The sequence below is a fragment of the Sorangium sp. So ce375 genome (assembly GCF_051473855.1).
In the GTDB taxonomy this organism is placed as follows: domain Bacteria; phylum Myxococcota_A; class Polyangia; order Polyangiales; family Polyangiaceae; genus Sorangium.
Genome location: NZ_CP150335.1, coordinates 2,946,899 through 2,964,195, shown reverse-complemented (window position 1 = coordinate 2,964,195; position 17,297 = coordinate 2,946,899). Strand labels below are relative to the sequence as shown.

At 71.7% G+C, this 17,297-nt stretch carries 11 protein-coding genes and 1 pseudogene; 3 read left to right on the top strand and 9 right to left on the bottom strand.

The features are described from left to right. Positions 1-97: 97 nt before the first annotated feature. Together WME90_RS11275 and WME90_RS11270 are read right to left on the bottom strand one after the other, a co-directional pair. Positions 98-1,360: a FecR domain-containing protein gene (locus tag WME90_RS11275; protein ID WP_437281097.1), complete on the bottom strand. Its 1,263-nt coding sequence runs from the start codon at positions 1,358-1,360 to the stop codon at positions 98-100. Further along, positions 1,357-2,049 (bottom strand): RNA polymerase sigma factor, encoded by a 693-nt coding sequence (locus tag WME90_RS11270; protein ID WP_437281096.1) that lies wholly within the window; start codon positions 2,047-2,049, stop codon positions 1,357-1,359. Before WME90_RS11270 ends, WME90_RS11275 begins: the two co-directional genes overlap by 4 nt. 496 nt (positions 2,050-2,545) lie before the next feature. Between WME90_RS11270 and WME90_RS11265 the strand changes: the two genes are divergently transcribed. Beyond that, the gene (locus WME90_RS11265) at positions 2,546-3,226 is read left to right on the top strand and encodes a hypothetical protein (protein WP_437281095.1); all 681 of its coding nucleotides are present in this window, start codon (positions 2,546-2,548) and stop codon (positions 3,224-3,226) included. Positions 3,227-3,438: 212 nt separating this feature from the next. Here the strand turns inward: WME90_RS11265 and WME90_RS11260 are convergent, their stop codons facing one another. Together WME90_RS11260 and WME90_RS11255 are read right to left on the bottom strand one after the other, a co-directional pair. Then, positions 3,439-6,183 (bottom strand): kelch repeat-containing protein, encoded by a 2,745-nt coding sequence (locus tag WME90_RS11260; RefSeq protein WP_437281094.1) that lies wholly within the window; start codon positions 6,181-6,183, stop codon positions 3,439-3,441. 404 nt (positions 6,184-6,587) lie between these two features. Beyond that, on the bottom strand, positions 6,588-7,586 hold the full coding sequence (locus WME90_RS11255) for a hypothetical protein (protein ID WP_437281093.1): 999 nt from the start codon (positions 7,584-7,586) through the stop codon (positions 6,588-6,590). Between the two features lie 1,153 nt (positions 7,587-8,739). Between WME90_RS11255 and WME90_RS11250 the strand changes: the two are divergent. Further along, positions 8,740-9,702 (top strand): annotated as a pseudogene (locus WME90_RS11250) (arabinofuranosidase catalytic domain-containing protein); the annotation flags it as partial. Positions 9,703-9,999: 297 nt separating this feature from the next. On the opposite strand, the gene WME90_RS11245 reads toward WME90_RS11250, so the two are convergent. The 3 genes from WME90_RS11245 to WME90_RS11235 form a co-directional block, all read right to left on the bottom strand. After that, positions 10,000-10,446: a DUF3574 domain-containing protein gene (locus WME90_RS11245; RefSeq protein ID WP_437281092.1), complete on the bottom strand. Its 447-nt coding sequence runs from the start codon at positions 10,444-10,446 to the stop codon at positions 10,000-10,002. Between the two features lie 167 nt (positions 10,447-10,613). After that, positions 10,614-12,203, bottom strand: coding sequence for an IS1182 family transposase (locus tag WME90_RS11240; RefSeq protein WP_437276906.1), 1,590 nt, complete (start codon positions 12,201-12,203; stop codon positions 10,614-10,616). A 101-nt stretch (positions 12,204-12,304) separates the two neighbouring features. Further along, positions 12,305-12,676, bottom strand: coding sequence for a DMT family transporter (locus WME90_RS11235; protein ID WP_437281091.1), 372 nt, complete (start codon positions 12,674-12,676; stop codon positions 12,305-12,307). 429 nt (positions 12,677-13,105) lie between these two features. On the opposite strand from WME90_RS11235, the gene WME90_RS11230 reads away from it, so the two are divergent. Further along, complete coding sequence (locus WME90_RS11230) at positions 13,106-14,101, top strand: OmpA/MotB family protein (protein ID WP_437281090.1); 996 nt, start codon at positions 13,106-13,108, stop codon at positions 14,099-14,101. Positions 14,102-14,155: 54 nt separating this feature from the next. Here the strand turns inward: WME90_RS11230 and WME90_RS11225 are convergent, their stop codons facing one another. Continuing rightward, a complete protein-coding gene (locus WME90_RS11225; RefSeq protein ID WP_437281089.1) occupies positions 14,156-16,777 on the bottom strand; it encodes a VIT domain-containing protein in 2,622 nt (873 codons plus the stop codon). Beyond that, positions 16,774-17,280, bottom strand: a complete 507-nt coding sequence (locus WME90_RS11220; RefSeq protein ID WP_437281088.1) for a helix-turn-helix domain-containing protein — start codon at positions 17,278-17,280, stop codon at positions 16,774-16,776. Before WME90_RS11220 ends, WME90_RS11225 begins: the two co-directional genes overlap by 4 nt. Positions 17,281-17,297: the final 17 nt, after the last annotated feature.

Here is a 17,297-nt window from a genome sequence, read left to right as displayed (position 1 = left end):
GCGCGATGATCTCCTCGATGAAGTGGAAGTCGCCGGAGGCGCCGGGAGCAGGCAGGGTTCGTCGAAAAAAAACCGAGACGGCCCGGCGCGCGGGCGCTCAGGGGCGGGCGCCGGCGGCGCGGGAGGCGGACGTGGCCTCCTCGCGCCCGAAGCCCTGCGGGTAGTCTTTGAGGTACCGGCGCGCCTCCGCCGCCGTCCGGTCCTTGTCGCCGAGCATCTCGATCGCGCGCAGGCGCTCCACGCGGGCGATCTCGGCGAGCGGCGAGTCCGGGTAGCGGCCGAGGAGGAGATCGAGCCGCTCGATCGCCCGCCTCGGCTGCCCGCGCCTCCGCGCCGCCATCGCCCCCTGGAGCAGCTCGTTCTCGGCCGTGAGCGAGGTGCGCGCCGGGGCCTCGCGCGCGTCGCGCGGCGCGCGCGGCCCCTCCGCGCCGCCCTCGCCCGCGCGCGGCTCCCCCGCGCCGCCCTCGCCGGCCCCGTCGCCCCTGCCGCCCTCGCCGGCGGCGCTGTCCTGCCCGCCCTCGCGCGGCGGCGCCGGCGCGTCGCCCTGCCGTCCCTCGGGGGGCCGGTCCGTCCGGCGCTCGTCGTCGCGGGACGACCACGTGTCGCCCGGGCGCAGGAAGCGCTCGACCTCGCCGCGGTGTACGGCGACCCGCCCTTCCACGACCGACACGCGCGTCTCGGCCGGCTCCCCCGCCGCCTCGGGCCGCCGCTCGACGGAGAAGCGCGTCCCGTGGACCGTGACCACGGCGTCCGACGTGCGCACCGACAGGCTCATGCCCGCCGGCAGCGGCGGCACCTCGACGGCGATCCTGCCCTGCTCGAGGGCGACGACGTCGCCCGCGCGGTCGCGCCCGGCGCCCACCGGCGCGAACCTCACGCGGGTCGAGGGCCCCACCTCGACCGTGGCGCCCGTCCCGAGCGACGCCTTCGCCCGCGCGCCCTCGCCCGTCCTCAGCTCCTCGTCGCTCGCGAGCGGCACGAGGGCGAGCGACGGCGGCGAGCGGGTCGCGCCCCCGGCCGCGATCTCGACCGGACCCTGGAGCGCCGTCACCTGCGCCGCGGCGGGCGAGGCGTCGCGCGCCCGGACCCCGATCAGGACACCGGCGACCGCCGCGGCCAGGGCGGCCGCCAGCGCCGCCGCGCCCAGGGCGGCCCGCTTTCGCCGGCCGGCGCGGGCGCGCCGCTCGGCCGCCTCGGCGGCGAGCTGGTCGATGCGCCCGGCGATCCGCTGCTGGAGGAACCTCTCCTGGGCCCTGGGCATCGGCGGAACCGGCTGCTCGACCAGCGCCCGCAGCGAGGCCTCCACGCCGGGCGCCGAGGCGCGATCCTCCGGGATGGCGTCAACATCGTCCTGCTTCATCGTGGCTCCTCGGGTCGAGCGGGGTCGCGTCGCGCCGCCGCCTCGGGTTCACAGCGCGCCTGGAGCTCCCGCCGCCCCCGCGACAGCCGCGACTGGGCCGCGGCCACGGAAACGCCGGTCAAGTCGGCGATCTCCTTGAGCGAATAGCCCATGGCGTGGAGCAGCAGCGCGGTCGCGCGGTCCCCGTCCATCGCCGCGAGGTGCCGGCGCAGGGCCTCGAGATCGCGCTGCACGCTCACCTCTCGCTCGGGGTCGGCGCCCTGCGCGGGCGGCTCGGGCTCGGCGCCGGGCCCCAGCGACCCCGGCGCGCGATCGATGACCTTGCGCTCGCGCCGGCGGGCGCGCAGCGCGCTCAGCCCGACATGGCAGGCGATGACGGACGCCCAGCCCGCCAGGCTGCACTCCCCCGCGAACCGCCGCTTCGCGAGCGTGCTCACGATCTGCTCGAACGCGCCCTGCACGAGGTCGGCGTGGTCCTGCTCGCGGCAACCCAGGATCCGGTACAGGGTCCGGTCGACGGCCGGCAGCAGGTGCTCGTACAGCCGCAGGCCGATCCCGCGTTCACCCCGCTGGAACGCGAGCAGGATCTCCTCGTCGCTCACGGGCGCGGGCGGGGGCTGCCCCCCGGCGCCGTGGGCCGAGACGAGCCTGAGCCGGCGGCTGGCGGGGTGTGGCTCGGCGGTTCCCATGGTGGTGGAGTAGCCGGTCGGCCCAAAAGCAGGCCGGGCGACGGAAGATCTTCGTCGATCCCCGCCGCGCCGTCCCCCTGATTCCGCGCGCCAGGGGCCCGGCGAGGGATCGGGAGGGAGAGCTCAACGCAACGTCTCAAAGTCGCCAAAAGAACAAATTCGGTGCGCGGCGGATGCAGAGCACAGCGGCGCACCTGGTGGATCCTGTGCCGCCGGCGGCGCGGGTGCGACAAGGGGTGCTTTCGCTGCCCCCGGGCTTCGAGCAGCTCGCAGGCCGAGGTGGAGGCGCGAGCCTCCATCACCCTGCCGATGGTGGAGGCAGCCGCCTCCATCGCCGGGCCGGGCGGCGGTCTGCGCGATGGCCCGCATCGCGATCCTGCGCCGCGAGAGCGTTGAAGGCAGAGGAGTGCTGAGGGGATCGTCGTAGGCACGCTCCCTGCTCTCTGGTTGGTGCGAGCGCGGCCAGAGAGGCCGTCATACGAAGGGGAGTCGCACCATGAAGATCGCTGCGTATCATCTCGGTCTCGGTCTCATCACCTTCTCGATGCTCACAGGCTGCCTGGCGGCAGACGACGGCAGCTTCGACGAGGAAGACACGGCGGAGAGCGCCGAGGCGCTCGGGGGAAACCCCGACCCCTGCGCGATGGGGACCGACCCGAACTTCACCAGCGCGCAGCTCACCTCGATCGGAGCGAGCGAGAACTACGTCCGCGCCTTCCAGTGGATCGACGGCATCTGTCCGGACATCGGGCAGGATCGAGCGACGACGATCGTGGATTTCCCTGTGCCCGGCTATTACCAGCACCAGACCCCGGAGACGTACCGCTTCGACGTGCAGCCGTCCTTCTGGGGCGCCTCGTCCACATCGTGGAGCGACGCGTCGCAGGCGATGAGCGAATGCGCGAACTCGAAGATGGCCACGCGCGTGCAGCGCTGGGACGCGGCCACGAGCCAGTTCGTTCAGCTCACGTACAAGGAGCAGGCGGGCACGTGGCTCTGGGACAACCCGCTGACCGGCCGCGGGCACTGCTCGACTCCGATGTTCGTCTACTACCACGAGAATTACGGGACCGCGCAGCAGGTCGCCACGAGCAAGTACCGCGTCCGCACCTGGGCCACGCAGCCCGACGGCTCCCACGCGACCGTCTGGATCACGGGGACTCACACCGGCCTGTAGCCTGCGGCGCGGCGGCCCGACACCGCGCCTGCGGCCGGCTGGAGGAGATCCATCCAATCAGAGAGCGTTCGTCTGTAAGAGCAGGTCGAGCGCGGCCCAGGGCGCGCGACGGAGCGCAACAGGTGCCGTAGGCGCACGTCGCGCTCCGGGCGTTGGTCTGGCTGGATTTCCCAGCCTCCCGGCGGTGTGCGGACGCGATGGCCTCGCGGACGTCAGGGGGTGTAGATCTCGACGCGCCCGTCGTGATTGCCCACGTTGATCACCCTGCCGTCTGCGAGCAGGGGCGTCACGCTGTCATTCAGAGTATAGGGCTGGTCCATCGGCCCCGTCGTGGTCCAGGTGTTCGATACCGGGCTGTAGATCTGGGTGCTCCGGAGCCAGCCGGAGCTGTTTTCCCCCCCTGCTATCAGCACCCTGCCGTCGTTGAGCCGCGTCGCGCCATGCAGAGAGCGGGCGATGATCGCGGGACCGGCTGACCAGGTGTTCGACGCCGGGTGATATATCTCGGTGGTCGACCGGTAACTCGATCCGCCATGCCCTCCGACGACAAGCACGTCCCCGCTATCGAGCAGCGTGGCGCTATGTTGTGAGCGACTGGTGCTCATGTCGCTCGCAGGCGTCCACGTGTCGGTCATTGGATCGTAAAGCTCCGCGGTCTTGGTCGCGGTATTGTCGATATGACTCAAGCCTCCGGTGACCAGCACCTTGCCGTTCTGGAGCAACGTCGCGGTGTGAACCCGACGGGAAAGGAGCATGGGCGCGGCCAGCGACCAGGTGTTGGTCGACGGGTTGAAGAGCGCGGTGGGCACCGGACCGTCGACGATGGTATCGTGCCAGCCCCCGGCGACCAGCACCTTGCCGCTCTGAAGCAACGTCGCGGAATGGACGCTCCGGTGGAGATCGATGCTCGTGGATCCCACCGACGACCACGTGTTGGTGGCGGGGCTGTAGAGCGCGGCGTTCTCCAACGCAGGGACGTCCTCAAAGCCCCCCACGACCAGCACCTTGCCGTTCCCGAGCACCGTCATCGTGTGACCCCTTCGCTCAATCGACATGTCGGGGGCGGATGTCCAGGTGTTGGTCGTCGGGTTGTACAGCTCGGCAGTGTTCTCGGGCGACGCATCGCCATCGTCGTCGAATCCGCCCGTCACGAGCACCCTCCCGTCCTGGAGCCGCGCCGCGGCGCCGTTGCGGTGGGCCATGGCCATCGGCGCGACGTACTTCCATGTCTCTGCGTCGAGATCGTAGAGCTCGGCGTTCGCCAGGTACCCGGTCGTGAGGCCGTCGTGCCTGAAGCCGCCCGTGATGAGCACCTTGCTGAAGCCCAGCAGCGTCGCTGTGTGCTGGGTGCGCTTGCTGCCCATCGGCTTGATCGCGATCCAGGTGTCGGTCGCCGGGTCGTACATCTGCGCGCTGTCGGTCTCCGTGCTGGCCGCGGTGGTGCCGCCTGTAACGAGCACCTTGCCGCTCAGGAATCGAGTCGCCGTGTGGGCCATGCGGGGGGTGGTCATCGGCGCGGCCGGGGTCCAGACGGACGGCGTCCCCGGGGTGTAGATCTCGGCGCTCGACAGCTCGTGATTGATCGAGTCGGCGCCGCCCACCATCAGCACCCTGCCGTCCGGAAGCAGCGTCGCCGTGTGCTTATGGCGGGCAACGCCCATCGATCCCGCCGACGACCAGGTGTTGTTGCTCGGGTCGTAGAGCGCCGCGCTCGCCAGGTAGGCGCTGTTGTGCCCGCCCGCGACGAGCACCTTGCCGTCGAGGAGCTTCGTCGCCGAGTGCCCGGTGCGGCTCGTGATCATGGGCGCGGCCGACGACCAGCTGTTGGACCCGGGCGTGTAGAGCTCTGTGCTCGCCAAGTAGGTGGAGCTGCCGCTCTGGCCGCCGGTCACGAGCACCTTGCCGTCGACGACCAACGTCGCGGTGTGCCCGGAGCGCGCCGCGGTCAGGCTCCCGGCTGGCGACCAGCTGTTCGTGTTCGGGTTGTAGAGCTCCGCGCTCGCGAGGGACACGTTGGAGGCGTCGGTGCCGCCCGCGATGAGCACCCAGCCGTTGCTCAGCCGCGTCGCCGTGTGGTAGCGGCGGGCGGTGGTCAGCGACCCGGCCGGCGACCAGCTATTCGCGTCCCGGTCATAGAGCTCCGCGCTCGCAACCACAGCGCCGTTGTAGCCGCCCACGACGAGCACGTTGCCGGTCGAGAGCACCGTCGCGGTATGCCCGCTGCGCGCCGCGCTCATCGCGGGCGCCCACGTCCAGACCGGGTCCACCAGCGCCGGCTCGCCGCCCGCGTCGGCCCACAGCTCGATCGTCGCACCGCGCACCGCGAGGCGCGCAGCGATCGGCCGCCCGCCGCGCGCGTACGCCGCCGGCGCCGTCACGCGCAGCCGCGCCGCGCCTGCCTCGTCGACCACCTCGACCGCGTCGCCCTGCTGCCGGAGCGTCGCGCCCTCGACCTGCCACACCGCCGCCGGCGCGTCCGCGCGCGCCACGCCCGCGTCGAGCAGCAGCCACTCCTCGTAGCCCGCGTCGATCGCCGACCAGAACGACGTGCCGTCCTTGCGCGGATACGCTACCGCGCGCTCGGCGAGCTCGCCCTCGCCCTCGGCGTCGAGCTCGCGCACGCGCGCCTCGAACCCGCCCGGCAGATGAAACCGGATCTCGCCCTCGCCGCGGGCCGGCAGGGCAGCGTGGAGCCCGCCGCGGCGCTGCAACGCTGCCTCGATGTCGAGCTCGCGGCCCGGATCGCGGATCGCGGCGAGCGAGAAGCCGCCGTTGACCGCGACGAACGCCTCGCTGGCCTCGAGGACCTGCGCTGCCTGATCGGGGAACTGCTGCCGCAGGTTGACGCCTGCAGGCGGCTCGGAGGCGCAGCCGGCGCCGCCGGTCAACAGCGCCCCGCCGAACAGCCATGTCGTTAGGATGAATAGCCACCGTTGAAATGGTAATTGGAACTGCATCGCGGATCTCCTCTTAGGCCATCGGCGCGTGGAAATGGCAGGCCCCGTGTGCGCGTGCGCGCGTGCAGGCAGAAGGCGTGCCAGCCGATGCTCGTGGAGAGGCGCGCCGCTCACTCGCCACCCCGCTCTACAATCCTCGTCGGCGCGGTCGCGTGGCCGTCGCAGGCTGCTGCCCGCTGCCGTCACGGGGCTGTCGCGCGCCCGCGCGCAGCGCCGCCTCGGGCCGGCGCTGCCGCCTCCAGGGCCTCTATGTGACATGTCACGCCGCGAGCGTGACATGTCACATGACATGTCACGCTGCCTTGCCGGTCTGCGAGGCATATCGCCCGCAGGCTGCGGAGCGAACAGAGCCCCTTCGAGCCATGGTTAAGTTGTTGATGCAGCGCGATTGCTGACGCGCAGACCTAGCGCAGGCGCAGCTGCACCCCCAGCATCCCTGTGAAGCCGCCCTTCGGCAACGTCGCCTCGGGCTTCGGGGGGACGTGGAGGTCGCTTTGATAGATCCGCACGAACGCCTCGGCGCTCCCGAGGAGCGCCACGCTGCCCTCGGCCGGCCATACGACGTCGATCGCCGTGCGCGTCCCGAGGGCCCACCCGTGCCCTGTCTCTTCCGGCTTCTTCGGGTCGCGCGGGGAGGCCACCACCCACTCGGCGGCGGCCTCGATCCTCGCCCGGACGAGCGCGTCGAGCGGCGCGATGGGCGCGGCGATGCCGCCGCCGCCCCCGAGCGTGAGCCACTGGACGGACACCCCCGGGGCCGGCTCGCGCAGGGCCGTGGCATAGGACGCCGAAAGGGTCCCGAAGAAGCCCGAGCGCCGGTCGAGCGCCGTGGCCATGACCCAGCCGCCGGCGCGGGCGGGGCCAGCGGCGCGGGCGGGGCCGACATCGAGGCCGTTGCCGACGAGCCCGCCAGCGGCGAAGGACCAGCCCAGCGGGCGCGGCGGCGGCGCGTCCGCAGCCGGCTCGGCGCTGGCCCCCTCGGCGCTGGCCCGCTCGACGCTGGCCCGCTCGACGCTGGCCCGCTCGGCGCTGGCCCGCTCGGCGCTGGCCGGCTCGGGCGGGGTCGGGGCGCCGGCGCGCTCCGACGCCAGGGCCGCGACCAGGAGCCCGGCGGTGCGGTAGCGGTCGGGCAGCGGGTCCTCCTCGCGGAACTCGATCTCGCGCGACGACAGCGTGCCCTCGGGGGCGCCGACGGAGGCGACGTCGACCCGCAGGCGGCGGTAGTCCGGCCCATCCAGCCAGACCACGGCGAGCGCCCGGAGCAGGGTCCCGGCGCGCTTCGGATCACCGAGCGCGCACCCGCCGCCGCCGGCGGCGCGGGAGCACGCCTCGACGAGGAGCGCCGGGAGCTCGCCATGTACGGCAGGGCCCGACGCGATGTCGACGACGATCGGGGCCGGCAAGAGGTCTACCCGGGACCGACGCTACCGAGCGGGAGCGGCGAAGGCAAGCAGGAGGCGGCCGCGGGGCGCTCGCGGCGGTGCCTGGTGTCTCCCTCCGAACCCATCAGCCCTGCGAGGGCGCTCGCGCCATCGAGGCGCCCTTCGACGAGGGGCGTGACGATCCGTCGAAGCGAACGAGCAGAGTTGTTCGCCTTCATCCTGGAGGCCAGCCTCGTCCTCCCTCGGGATCGAGGGCAGCGGCAGGCCGGTCGATTGGAATTGACATCCGGAATGTGAGCGTTCACATTGGCCTGGAGGGGCATCCTTCTGCTTCTGCTTGGCGATCGACGGCGTGCCGCCAGGGTCCCTGGGGCGCCTGAAGACCCGTGTACCTGTGCCCCGTCAGCGCCACGGGAGGATGGCAAGCTTGGATCGACATCGAACGTTCTCAGGCTGCATCGGCACGAGCTGTTCGATGAGACGCTCCAGGAGCGGCTGGAGGGCATGCACCGGTAGACGGGAGCAGGCGACCCGCCGCCCCCGCCGGCGCTGATTCACGCTGCTCCAAGGCTACGTCGGCGCTTCGAGCGCCGAGGCGGTGGAGCTGTCCGTCGTCGACCTGCGCTGGCACGCTGGCAGATGGTGCTCGGCTGCCTGGGGGCGACCACGCCCGCGTTCTCCCAGGGCGCGCTGCAGGCATCTGCCGCACGGCGGGCGCTCCGCTGCTCCTGGCCTATTGGAACTAGACGATTTTCAACATGTTCGGCGCTCTGCCCCCCGCCACGGACCCGTGGCACAGCGGCCAATTCAGGTGGCCACTTGGCTTTGCGAGCTGCACTCACCCGCCAACAGCGCCCGATTAGGAGAATAGATGAAAAAGACGCTAATGATCACGTTTGTATTGGCCGCACAAGGCTTGAGCTGCACCGCTGACAACCCCGGAGCCGAGAAGCCCACGGAGACCGGAGGCGCTGGCGGGGCAACTGGAGGAGGCAGCGGTGGCGGCGGCGGCGCAGCGAGCGCGGGAGCGGGGGATGGCGGCGGCGCCGCAGCGAGCGGGGGAACGGGGGATGGCGGCGGCGCCGCAGCGAGCGGGGGAACGGGGGATGGCGGCGGCGCCGCAGCGAGCGGGGGCGCTGGTGGCGCTGGAGGTTCCGGTGACGCGAACGCATCGACCGGGCCGTGCGATCTTTACGCGAGCGGCGGCACGCCGTGTGTTGCCGCCCATAGCACAGTGCGCGCCCTGTTCGGGGCCTACGCCGGAAAGCTCTACCAAGTCCGGCGTGCCTCGGACAACGCGACAAAGGACATCTCCGTGCTCAACGCGGGGGGCCCCGCCGATTCCGCACCACAGGACGCGTTCTGCGCCGGGACCTCGTGCGTGATCACGGTGCTCTACGACCAGTCCGGACACGGGAATGACCTCTGGTACCAAGGCTCGGACGTGGTGCCCGGTTCACCGAGGAGCAGCCCAGCGAAGGCCACCACGGAGTCGCTGCAGGTCAGCGGGAGCAAGGTCTACTCGCTTTACATCAACCCCGGCAACAGCTACTGGCGCGACGGCCATACCACCGGCGTTCCGACGGGCAGCGCGCCGGAAGGCCTGTATATGGTGACGAGCGGCACCCACGTCAACGGCGGGTGCTGCTTCGACTACGGCAACAGCGAGACCACCCGCAAAGCCGACCGAGCTGGCGCCATGGACGCCATCAACTTCAGCAAGCAGTGCTGGTTTGGTGGCTGCTCCGGCACCGGTCCGTGGGTGCAGGCCGACTTGGAGTGGGGCCTGTTTCCGGGCGGCAGCAGCAAATGGAACCCGAATCAAAAGGCGTTTCCACACAAGTTCGTCACTGCGATCCTGAAGAACGACGGGACCACGCGCTTCGCGCTGAAGGGCGGCAACGCTCAGTCGGGCGGCCTGACCAAGCTTTACGAGGGCTCGCTGCCGTCCGGCTATAGCCCGATGAAGAAGCAAGGCGCCATCGTGCTCGGCAGCGGTGGTGATTGCTGCAAGCCCGACGGCGGCGCGAACGACAGCGCGGGTACGTTTTACGAGGGCGCGATCGCCGCCGGCTTCCCGAGCGATGCTACGGAAGACGCGCTCCAGAACAACATCATCGCGGCTGGCTATGAGTGAGCGGGCGCTGATGGAGCGTCTACCCCGACGGCGGGAGGTTTGGTCCTCCACCGCAGATTCGTCCTCGTGAGACATCCACGTCGGGCGCGGCCGCGGCCCAAGGCCCGACCTCGACGGGCTCGCCGAGCCCCGGGAAGGCTGCAACGCCTCCTGATGTGGGCCAAGGCTCGGCGAACATCGACGCCGAGCTGGAGCCGCCCTACGGCACCACCTTAATCCACGCCGACGGCCCTGCGCCACGCCCGCCCGGCGCAGGGACGCCCGCAGCGCGTCCTTTGCCGCCGCGGAGCTCCGCCGTCAGAAGCCGACGCAGACGGGCGCGTCGATGCGGAGCACGGATTCCTGGTGGAAGCGGGTCTTGTATTCCTTGCGGATGGAGTCGATGGCGTCCGAGGCAGCCTGGCCGCCGTCGTGCAGGAGCATGATGAGCCGGCTGTCCTCGCGGATCAGCTTCCCCGTCGTCGCGAGGTACTGGCCGTCGACATCGAACTGGGTCAGCCCGTCCTTGAAGCGCGGGGTCACCGTGGTGTCGACGAAGTGCTGCCACTCCGCCTGCGTCACGGGGGGCTGCTCGAACCGGTCCAGGCCGAAGAAGAGGTCGGTCCGCGTCATCGGATCGCCGCGCCCGCAGGCGGGGCCGGCGCGGCCGGGCGAGGGGTGCGCGGCGCCCTCGCCGGCGCCGTGGCACCCCGCGGTCGCGAGGAGCACGGCGAGCAAGGCACGCGGGAGCGATCGGCTGCGCATGAGGCGGTCTCCGGGGCGAGGGCGTTCGGGCGCGAGGCGCACGCCACCGTATCACGGCCGCTGCCAAGGAAAGACGGGCCGGCAGGCCGGTCCTTTCTCGGGGCCGCAGAGGCCGGCCGGGGGGCCTAGAGCGGCGAACACATTGAAAACGATTAAATTACGGTAGGTTACGCTGCCTGCTGCATCAGGCGTTGGGCCGCCTCGAGATTCTGGATCGCTGCTGCGCGCCGGAGGTCGAACAGATTTCTCCTGGCGCCGATGTAGCGTGCAGTGTGGCCCTTTCGTGCCGCGATGTGGGCGAGCGCATGCTCCACAGCCACCCGCTGGCGGAGCACGGCGCGACCTGCCCCCGTCTGCTGTAGCTTCCGGAATTTGCGCTGCAAAGCCTCGTCCTCCGCGATGGACACGGTCCGTCCCCGTCCCGAGGCGGCTTGGGTGCACCTGGCTCGGAGGGGGCACGCGCCGCACTCCTCAGGATCAAACTCGACGGTGTCGCCCGGCTCGAATACCTCGACCTGTCCCGCCGGACAGGTGATCGTCTTGGTGCGCAGGTCGATCTTGAAGTCGCGCTTGCTGAACAGGTTGGGTCTGCGAGCACGCTGTCCCCAAGGCTTCGAGAACACCTGGCCACCGTCGCGTATCACGTCGTCAACGACGGGACTGTTCACATAGGCGCGATCGATATGGAGCTCGCCGAGGCACAGCCGCTGACGTTGGATGTCCTTGGCGATCGGTGCGGCCCCCTCTTCTTCGGGGCGATTCGCTGGCGTGACAGCGCAGGCGACGATGACGGGAAGGTCCAGGTCGCGTGCGATATGTTCCTTGTAGCCATCGAACCTCTTCGAGCGGCTCTTTCTTCCGTGGCGCATCTCGGCGTCCTCGATGGAGACACGGCGGTCAGCTGCAACACCTTGACGGATGCGAACGGTCCCATCCTCAGCCGTTTCCAGGTCTTGGTCCCGAACCTGTGTGACCGCATCCAGATAGAAGCGGAGCGGCTGCTCGACAACGTCGTCCAGATGGCGGTCCACCCACTGCTGCAGGGACGAGACCTGCCGCTCCAGGATCTGAATCGCCGCCGCCTTCTGTCTCGGGTCGCTCCAATCGAGATCGAGCCCGGCCTTGATGCTGGGAGCCAGAAGCAGCGGGATGCCCGCCTTGCGACAGATCTCCTCGGGCGGGCGCTCCGTGATCTTCGACACGACGCGGACGATGCTGCGTGCTGCATGGCCGAGCAGGTTGATCGTGTCCTCAACCCGCCCGGCTCCCGCTAAAGGGCGGCTATCGATGGCCACGCGCAGCGCTTTGGACACCGCCCGCTTCTCGCTCTCCGTCATCGCGCCCGACCGAACGAGCGCCACGGTCCGCTCCAGCAGCATCCGGTCCATCTCATGCTCGACCATCCGCTCTCGGAACGCCTGCAGCGCGCCCTGCGCGAACGCGGGCGTGGCCGCCCCCAGGCAACCGAGCACCATCTGCCAGCGAAGGTCGACGATCGACAGCTCCACCGCCTCGGCATCTGATGCGCCGACGTAGCCTTGGAGCAGCGTGACCATGCACATCAGCGCCGGCGGATGCGGCGGCTCACCTGCTCCCGTGGTCCGGTACATGCTCTCCAGCTGCTCCTGGAACGTCTCGTCGAATAGCTCGTGCCGGTGCAGCCTGAGAAAGCCGAACAGGGCTCGCACCCGATTCAGCCGTTTCATGAGCGCCTGTTCCTGCCGCGACAGCTCCACCGGCGGCAACCATCGTTCCATCCGTGCACCTCCAGGCGCGGACGAGATCATGGCCCGGCGAGGCCGTCGAGCGCTTCCATCGAAGCGCTCGGGATTACCACAAAATCAAACTGATCGGTCCTCTAGCTGATGTTGTACGCGAGCAGCGCGATCCCCGCCGCGATGAGGACGATGCCGCCGATCTGCACCGTCGTCAGGGTCTCGCGCAGGTAGTAGACGGAGAAGACCGAGATGAGCAGGAAGCCGCCCGACGACATGATCGGATAGGCGATCGACAGGTTGATGCGCTTGAGCGCGAGCACGTAAAACAGGATGTTCGACGCGAAGAGCACGAGCCCCAGCACGAGATGGTAGTTCGTCGCGAGCGCGAGGACCTTCTGGACGAGCGATAGCCCCTCCATCGAGGGGACGCGCCGCGACGCCAGCTTCATCAGGATGTTCGCTGTCGCGTTGAAGACGAGGGCGATGATCAGGAAGAGGTAACCTTGAGCCATGGCTGACGTGCGACGAGCGCGCTCCACGCAGGAGGTCGCCGTTCCCGGGCGGGCGCTCCCGGGCGGGCGCCGGCGCGGCGGGCAGCACTAGCAGATCCGGGAGGACCGTGGGAGCGACAAAGGACGAGGCGCGGGCCTCGTGGAGCAGCCCCTCGCGGGAAAGCGCCTCGTCCTATAGCGGCGCGCGACGCGACGCCGCGGCGCGCGCCCAGGCTCTGCCGCGAGGCGCGGGCCGAGCGCGCCATCCGCGATCGCGCGCTCGGGGGTGGCCCGAGCGCGGCCCGGACGTGGCCCGGACGTGGCCCGGACGTAGATTGAGCGCCGCCCGCGCCTTGTGGGCTCACGGCCGCTCGGATAGGCTCCCGCCCGCTCAGCGCACCAGCGCGAGGAGGATGGATCCGGATGATCCGGCGAGAAGGAGCCTGCAAAGTGCAATTGCCTGTTTCGGGTGTCGCAGAGGTGAGCGCGAAGGGGCGCGCCGAGCCCTCCCCTTCCCGCCCCATCCGGGCCGCTTTCACCGGGCTCCGCCTGGCCGCGCTGCTCGCGCCTGCGGTCCTCGCCGGGTGCGGCTACACCGAGTTCGAAATGCAGGCTCAGCTCGACCGGTCCGAGCGCCTCCAGCGCGAGCTGCAAACCAGCCAGGCGCGCGTCCGCCAGCTGGAAGAGCAGGGCTCGCGTGGCGGCGCCGCGGCCGAGCCCCACTGGGCGAACGATCCCATCTCCGGCCTCGACGTCGGGCCGGGCGAGGGGCCGCAGCGCGGCGAGCCGGCCGGGGCTCGCCCGGCGCCAGAGCGCGACAGCGACGTCCTCAGGGCGTTCCTTCCGGTCGCCGCCGGAGAGGTCACGGTCGCGCCGCGCGACGGCCGCGTGGTCATCTCGATCCCGACCCGGGTCCTGTTCAAGGGGAACCGCGACGCGCTCTCCCCGGCGGGCGAGAAGGTGCTGCGGGACATCTCGGCGATCATCCGCGACAACGAGCCGCTCAAAGGCCTCGGCTACCAGGTCGTCGGCCACACGGCGAGCGGCACGCCGGGCGTGGCCTGGCGCAACAGCTGGGATGTGACGGTCGCCCAGGCGCGCGCCGTGCTGCTCTTCCTGGCGCAGCCCAAGGAGGCCGGCGTGCCCATCGCGCAGCTCAGCCTGGCGAGCTTCGCCAATCTGCCGCCCGCCGACGCGGGCGGCGGCGCCCCTGCGCAATCGCCGGAGCCGCGCCTGGAGATCGTGATCGAGGGGACTGCGCGGCTCGCGGAGCGCCCGGCTGGCGCGGCTCCGGCTGGCGCGGCTCCGGCTGGCGCGGCCCCGGCTGGTGCGGCTCGCCCGGCTGGCGCGGCCCCGGCTGGCGCGGCTCCCGCTGGTGCGGCCCGCCCGGCTGGCGAGGCCCGCCCGGGAGCCGGCACGAAGGACGGGAACGACACGTATCCGTGAGAGCGACGAGAGCGACGCGGGAGCCGCCGCGACCTTCCGGCCGCGGCGAGCCCGTCACGCGCCGCGCAGCGCGTCGACCCTTCTCCTGAGCGCCCCGGCGTCCCCGAGCTCGCCCAGCAGCGCGCGCACCGCCTCCGGCGCGGCGGCCGCCACGGCGTCGCGGACCTGTGCCCGCAGCCGCCGGCCGCTCGCGACGAGGTAGGCCGCCGCGAGCGAGGCGGCGACCTCCCCATCGGCGCCGCCTCGCTGAAGGAGCGACGCGGCCAGCGCGCAGAGCGCCTCGACCGCCTTGGCCACCTGGGCGCCGTAGATGGGGTGGGCCGAGTCGACGCCCTGGTCGTGGCACGTGGCGAGGCACAGGGCCGTGCCGGAGAGCCGGCCGAGATCGGTCGAGTCTCCGCGCTCCCAGAGCCCGGACGCGAGCTGCTCCTCGAAGAGGCGCCCCAGGCCGTCGCCCTGCGATGAGACCCCTCCAGGAACGGCGCTCGGCGCCGGCGCAGCGGCCGCAGGCGGCGGCGGCCCGCGGTGCAGCGACGCGGGTCCGCCCGGCGCGGGGGCGCTCGGGGGCGCGAAGGAGCCCGCCGCCAGGTCGGCCGAGCCGCGCGCGGCCGCGGCCCCCTCGGGCTGGAAGAGCTGCTTGGCGCGCGCCAGCAGACCGCGCGCGGCCGGCGCCGCTCTGGGCGGGCTGGGCGGGGCGGCAGCCGCCATGGGGGCGGGCGCGGAGACCCTGGCCCTCATGACGGCAGGGCCGCCCACCATCGGGCCGCCCCCGCCCATCGGCATCGCGGCGAACACGGCGGCGGCCGCCGCCGGGCCGCGGCGGCTCGACATCCCCCACCCCGCCGGCGCGCTCACAGGCACGGGCCGCGCCTCGGGCTGCCCGTGGGCCCGCCGGTCGCCCGTGCGCCGCTCGATCACCACGAACGACGCGTGCTTCGACGCCACCCGGTGCCGGACCGCGAGGTCCACGATGCGCTTTCGCATCGCCTCGGCGCGCTTGCCGGACAGCCCGCGCTCCGACTCCTCGAGCTCCCGCACCCGCGCGCCCGCCCACAGCGCCTCGAGCCCGGGTCGCGACGCCTCCGCCGCGAGCTCGACCGGCACCTCGAGATAGAAGCGCTCTCCGCGCAGGGTCCCGCGGAGCGAGAGGCGCCCCATCCCCGGCTGCCCGTAGCGGCCGTAGAGCACCCACGGCTCCCCGTCGACGAGCGCGGGGCGCTCGGCCGGCGCGAGCTCGCCGACGTCGACCCCCTCGAAGCGCGCCTCGAGCCCGGTGATCCGGACCGCCGTCGCCCGCGCGAACTGCGCCGTGACCTTCTCGTCGATGCGCTCGCCCGGGTGGATGAACTCCGCGGCGCCCTGCGTCCTGCGCGCGAGATCGTTCACAAGCACATCGCTCACGTTCGTGCCGATGCCGAACGTGTAGATCCGCACCCCCTTGCCCCGCTCGACGACGCGATCGACGATCTGCGCCTCGTTGCCCACCTGACCGTCCGTCAGCAGCACGACCACGCGATCTCGCTCCGCGTCGCCGAGCATGCCCGCGGCCGCGAGCAGCGGCTCCAGCATCTCCGTCCCGCCGTCCGCGCGGAGGCCCTCGACGAACGCGTCCGCGGCCTTCAGGGTCGTCTGCGTGAAGGGGGTGAGCGACCGCTCGAGCGCCTTGAAATCGCTGGAGAAGGCGATCACCCCGAACCGATCCCCCTCGGCGAGGTGGCGGAGGCACAGGCGGAGCGCGCGCTTCGCCTGGTCGATCGACTCGCCCTGCATCGATCCCGACACGTCGACCACGAACACGACGTCGCGCCGGGAGGACGCCCGCTTCGCGTGCGCCTGCGTGTCGAAGAGGTCCGGCACCACGGTGAGGGCGAACGTCCCCTCCTTGCCTGACGTCCTGTCGCACACCACACCTGCCTGCACGCCCGCGGTGCCAGCCGCGAGCAGCACGATGTCCCGATCGAGCGCGGCCTTGTCGTTCCGGAGCGAGACCCGCTGGCGATACCCCTCTTCGCGGCGCACCGAGAGCGCGTGTGAGGGGCTCTCGATCGCGACGTCCCGCCCGAGATCGAAGACGATATCCACGGTGATCCCGTAATCGACCCGCGCGATCTCGGGGGAGATCCGGTCGGCGTCGGGCACGTCGCCCGTGGGCTCCTGGACGCCGTGAGCGGTCCGGTCGCCCCCGGCCGCGCCCGGGGTGTAGCGGGGCGCGACGAGGGTCGGGATCATGAGCCGCAGCGCCCCCTCGTCGGCCGTGAGCGGCTGCACGAACGCGACCTCGACGACCGTCTCCTCCCCGGGCAGGAGGTTGCCGACGCTCGCCGTGAACACGTTGCGCCTCTCCTCGTCGAGCAGCGCCGCGCCGTGGCCGGTGGCGATGGCCTCGTCGTAGGCCTGAAACGCCTCTTCGCGCTCCTTGACCTCCCCCTCGAGCCTGCGGCCGGCGCACTCCATGGCGAAGCCCGCGATGCTCGCCTCACCCGGGAGCGGGAAGGTGTAGATCGCCTCGATCGGCCGGCGCTCCTCGTTCCGGTAGCGTTGCCGCACGACGAGCCGCGCCGCGCCGCCGAGCACCTCCCCGGAGAGGGAGACGCCGAGCAGCGGGACCGGGTGGCCCTCGGCGGAGCGTAGACACGACATCGTCGACGGGTGCGAAGGATCGATGGACGGGTTCATCGCGAGCCTTTCGGGGCAAGGGTTGAGTAACGAGACTCGATATCGAGGGCGATGCGCCGCGAGCGCTCCGGGGCGTCGCTCCGCACGTGGAGCTCCACGCCGTCGGCGATCTCGATCCGCTCCCAGCGCCCGCCGCGCGGAGCGCCGGCGCCAAGCGGAGGCGTCGCGGCGGCCTCCTCCAAGCAGGCACCGCGTGTCTCCAGGCCGCGCGGCGGCGCGCCCGCGGCGATGCGCTCGATCTCTTCCAGGCCCGCCTCCGCGAGGCGCGCCTGAATCTCTTCGAGCGGCAAGTGCGCCTGCTGGAGGACCTTGATGGCGCGGAGCCGCGCGAGGTGCTCTCGCCCGTAGGAGGTGTCCTTCCCGCGGAACTCCGGCGCCGGCAGGAGACCGCGCTGCACGTAATACCGCACCGTGCGCGGCGCCACCCCCGCCTCGCCCGCGAGCTCGTCGAGCTTGTACGTCATCACGAGGCCCATCGTGCATCGAGACACTACAACTGTCAAGTATACATCTTCAGTTC

Bases quoted from the DNA above. Each gene is read 5' to 3' on its own strand.
- WME90_RS11275 (WP_437281097.1), bottom strand. From the start codon at position 1,360: ATGAAGCAGGACGATGTTGACGCCATCCCGGAGGATCGCGCCTCGGCG.
- WME90_RS11270 (WP_437281096.1), bottom strand. From the start codon at position 2,049: ATGGGAACCGCCGAGCCACACCCCGCCAGCCGCCGGCTCAGGCTCGTC.
- WME90_RS11265 (WP_437281095.1), top strand. From the start codon at position 2,546: ATGAAGATCGCTGCGTATCATCTCGGTCTCGGTCTCATCACCTTCTCG.
- WME90_RS11260 (WP_437281094.1), bottom strand. From the start codon at position 6,183: ATGCAGTTCCAATTACCATTTCAACGGTGGCTATTCATCCTAACGACA.
- WME90_RS11245 (WP_437281092.1), bottom strand. From the start codon at position 10,446: ATGCGCAGCCGATCGCTCCCGCGTGCCTTGCTCGCCGTGCTCCTCGCG.
- WME90_RS11240 (WP_437276906.1), bottom strand. From the start codon at position 12,203: ATGGAACGATGGTTGCCGCCGGTGGAGCTGTCGCGGCAGGAACAGGCG.
- WME90_RS11235 (WP_437281091.1), bottom strand. From the start codon at position 12,676: ATGGCTCAAGGTTACCTCTTCCTGATCATCGCCCTCGTCTTCAACGCG.
- WME90_RS11225 (WP_437281089.1), bottom strand. From the start codon at position 16,777: ATGAACCCGTCCATCGATCCTTCGCACCCGTCGACGATGTCGTGTCTA.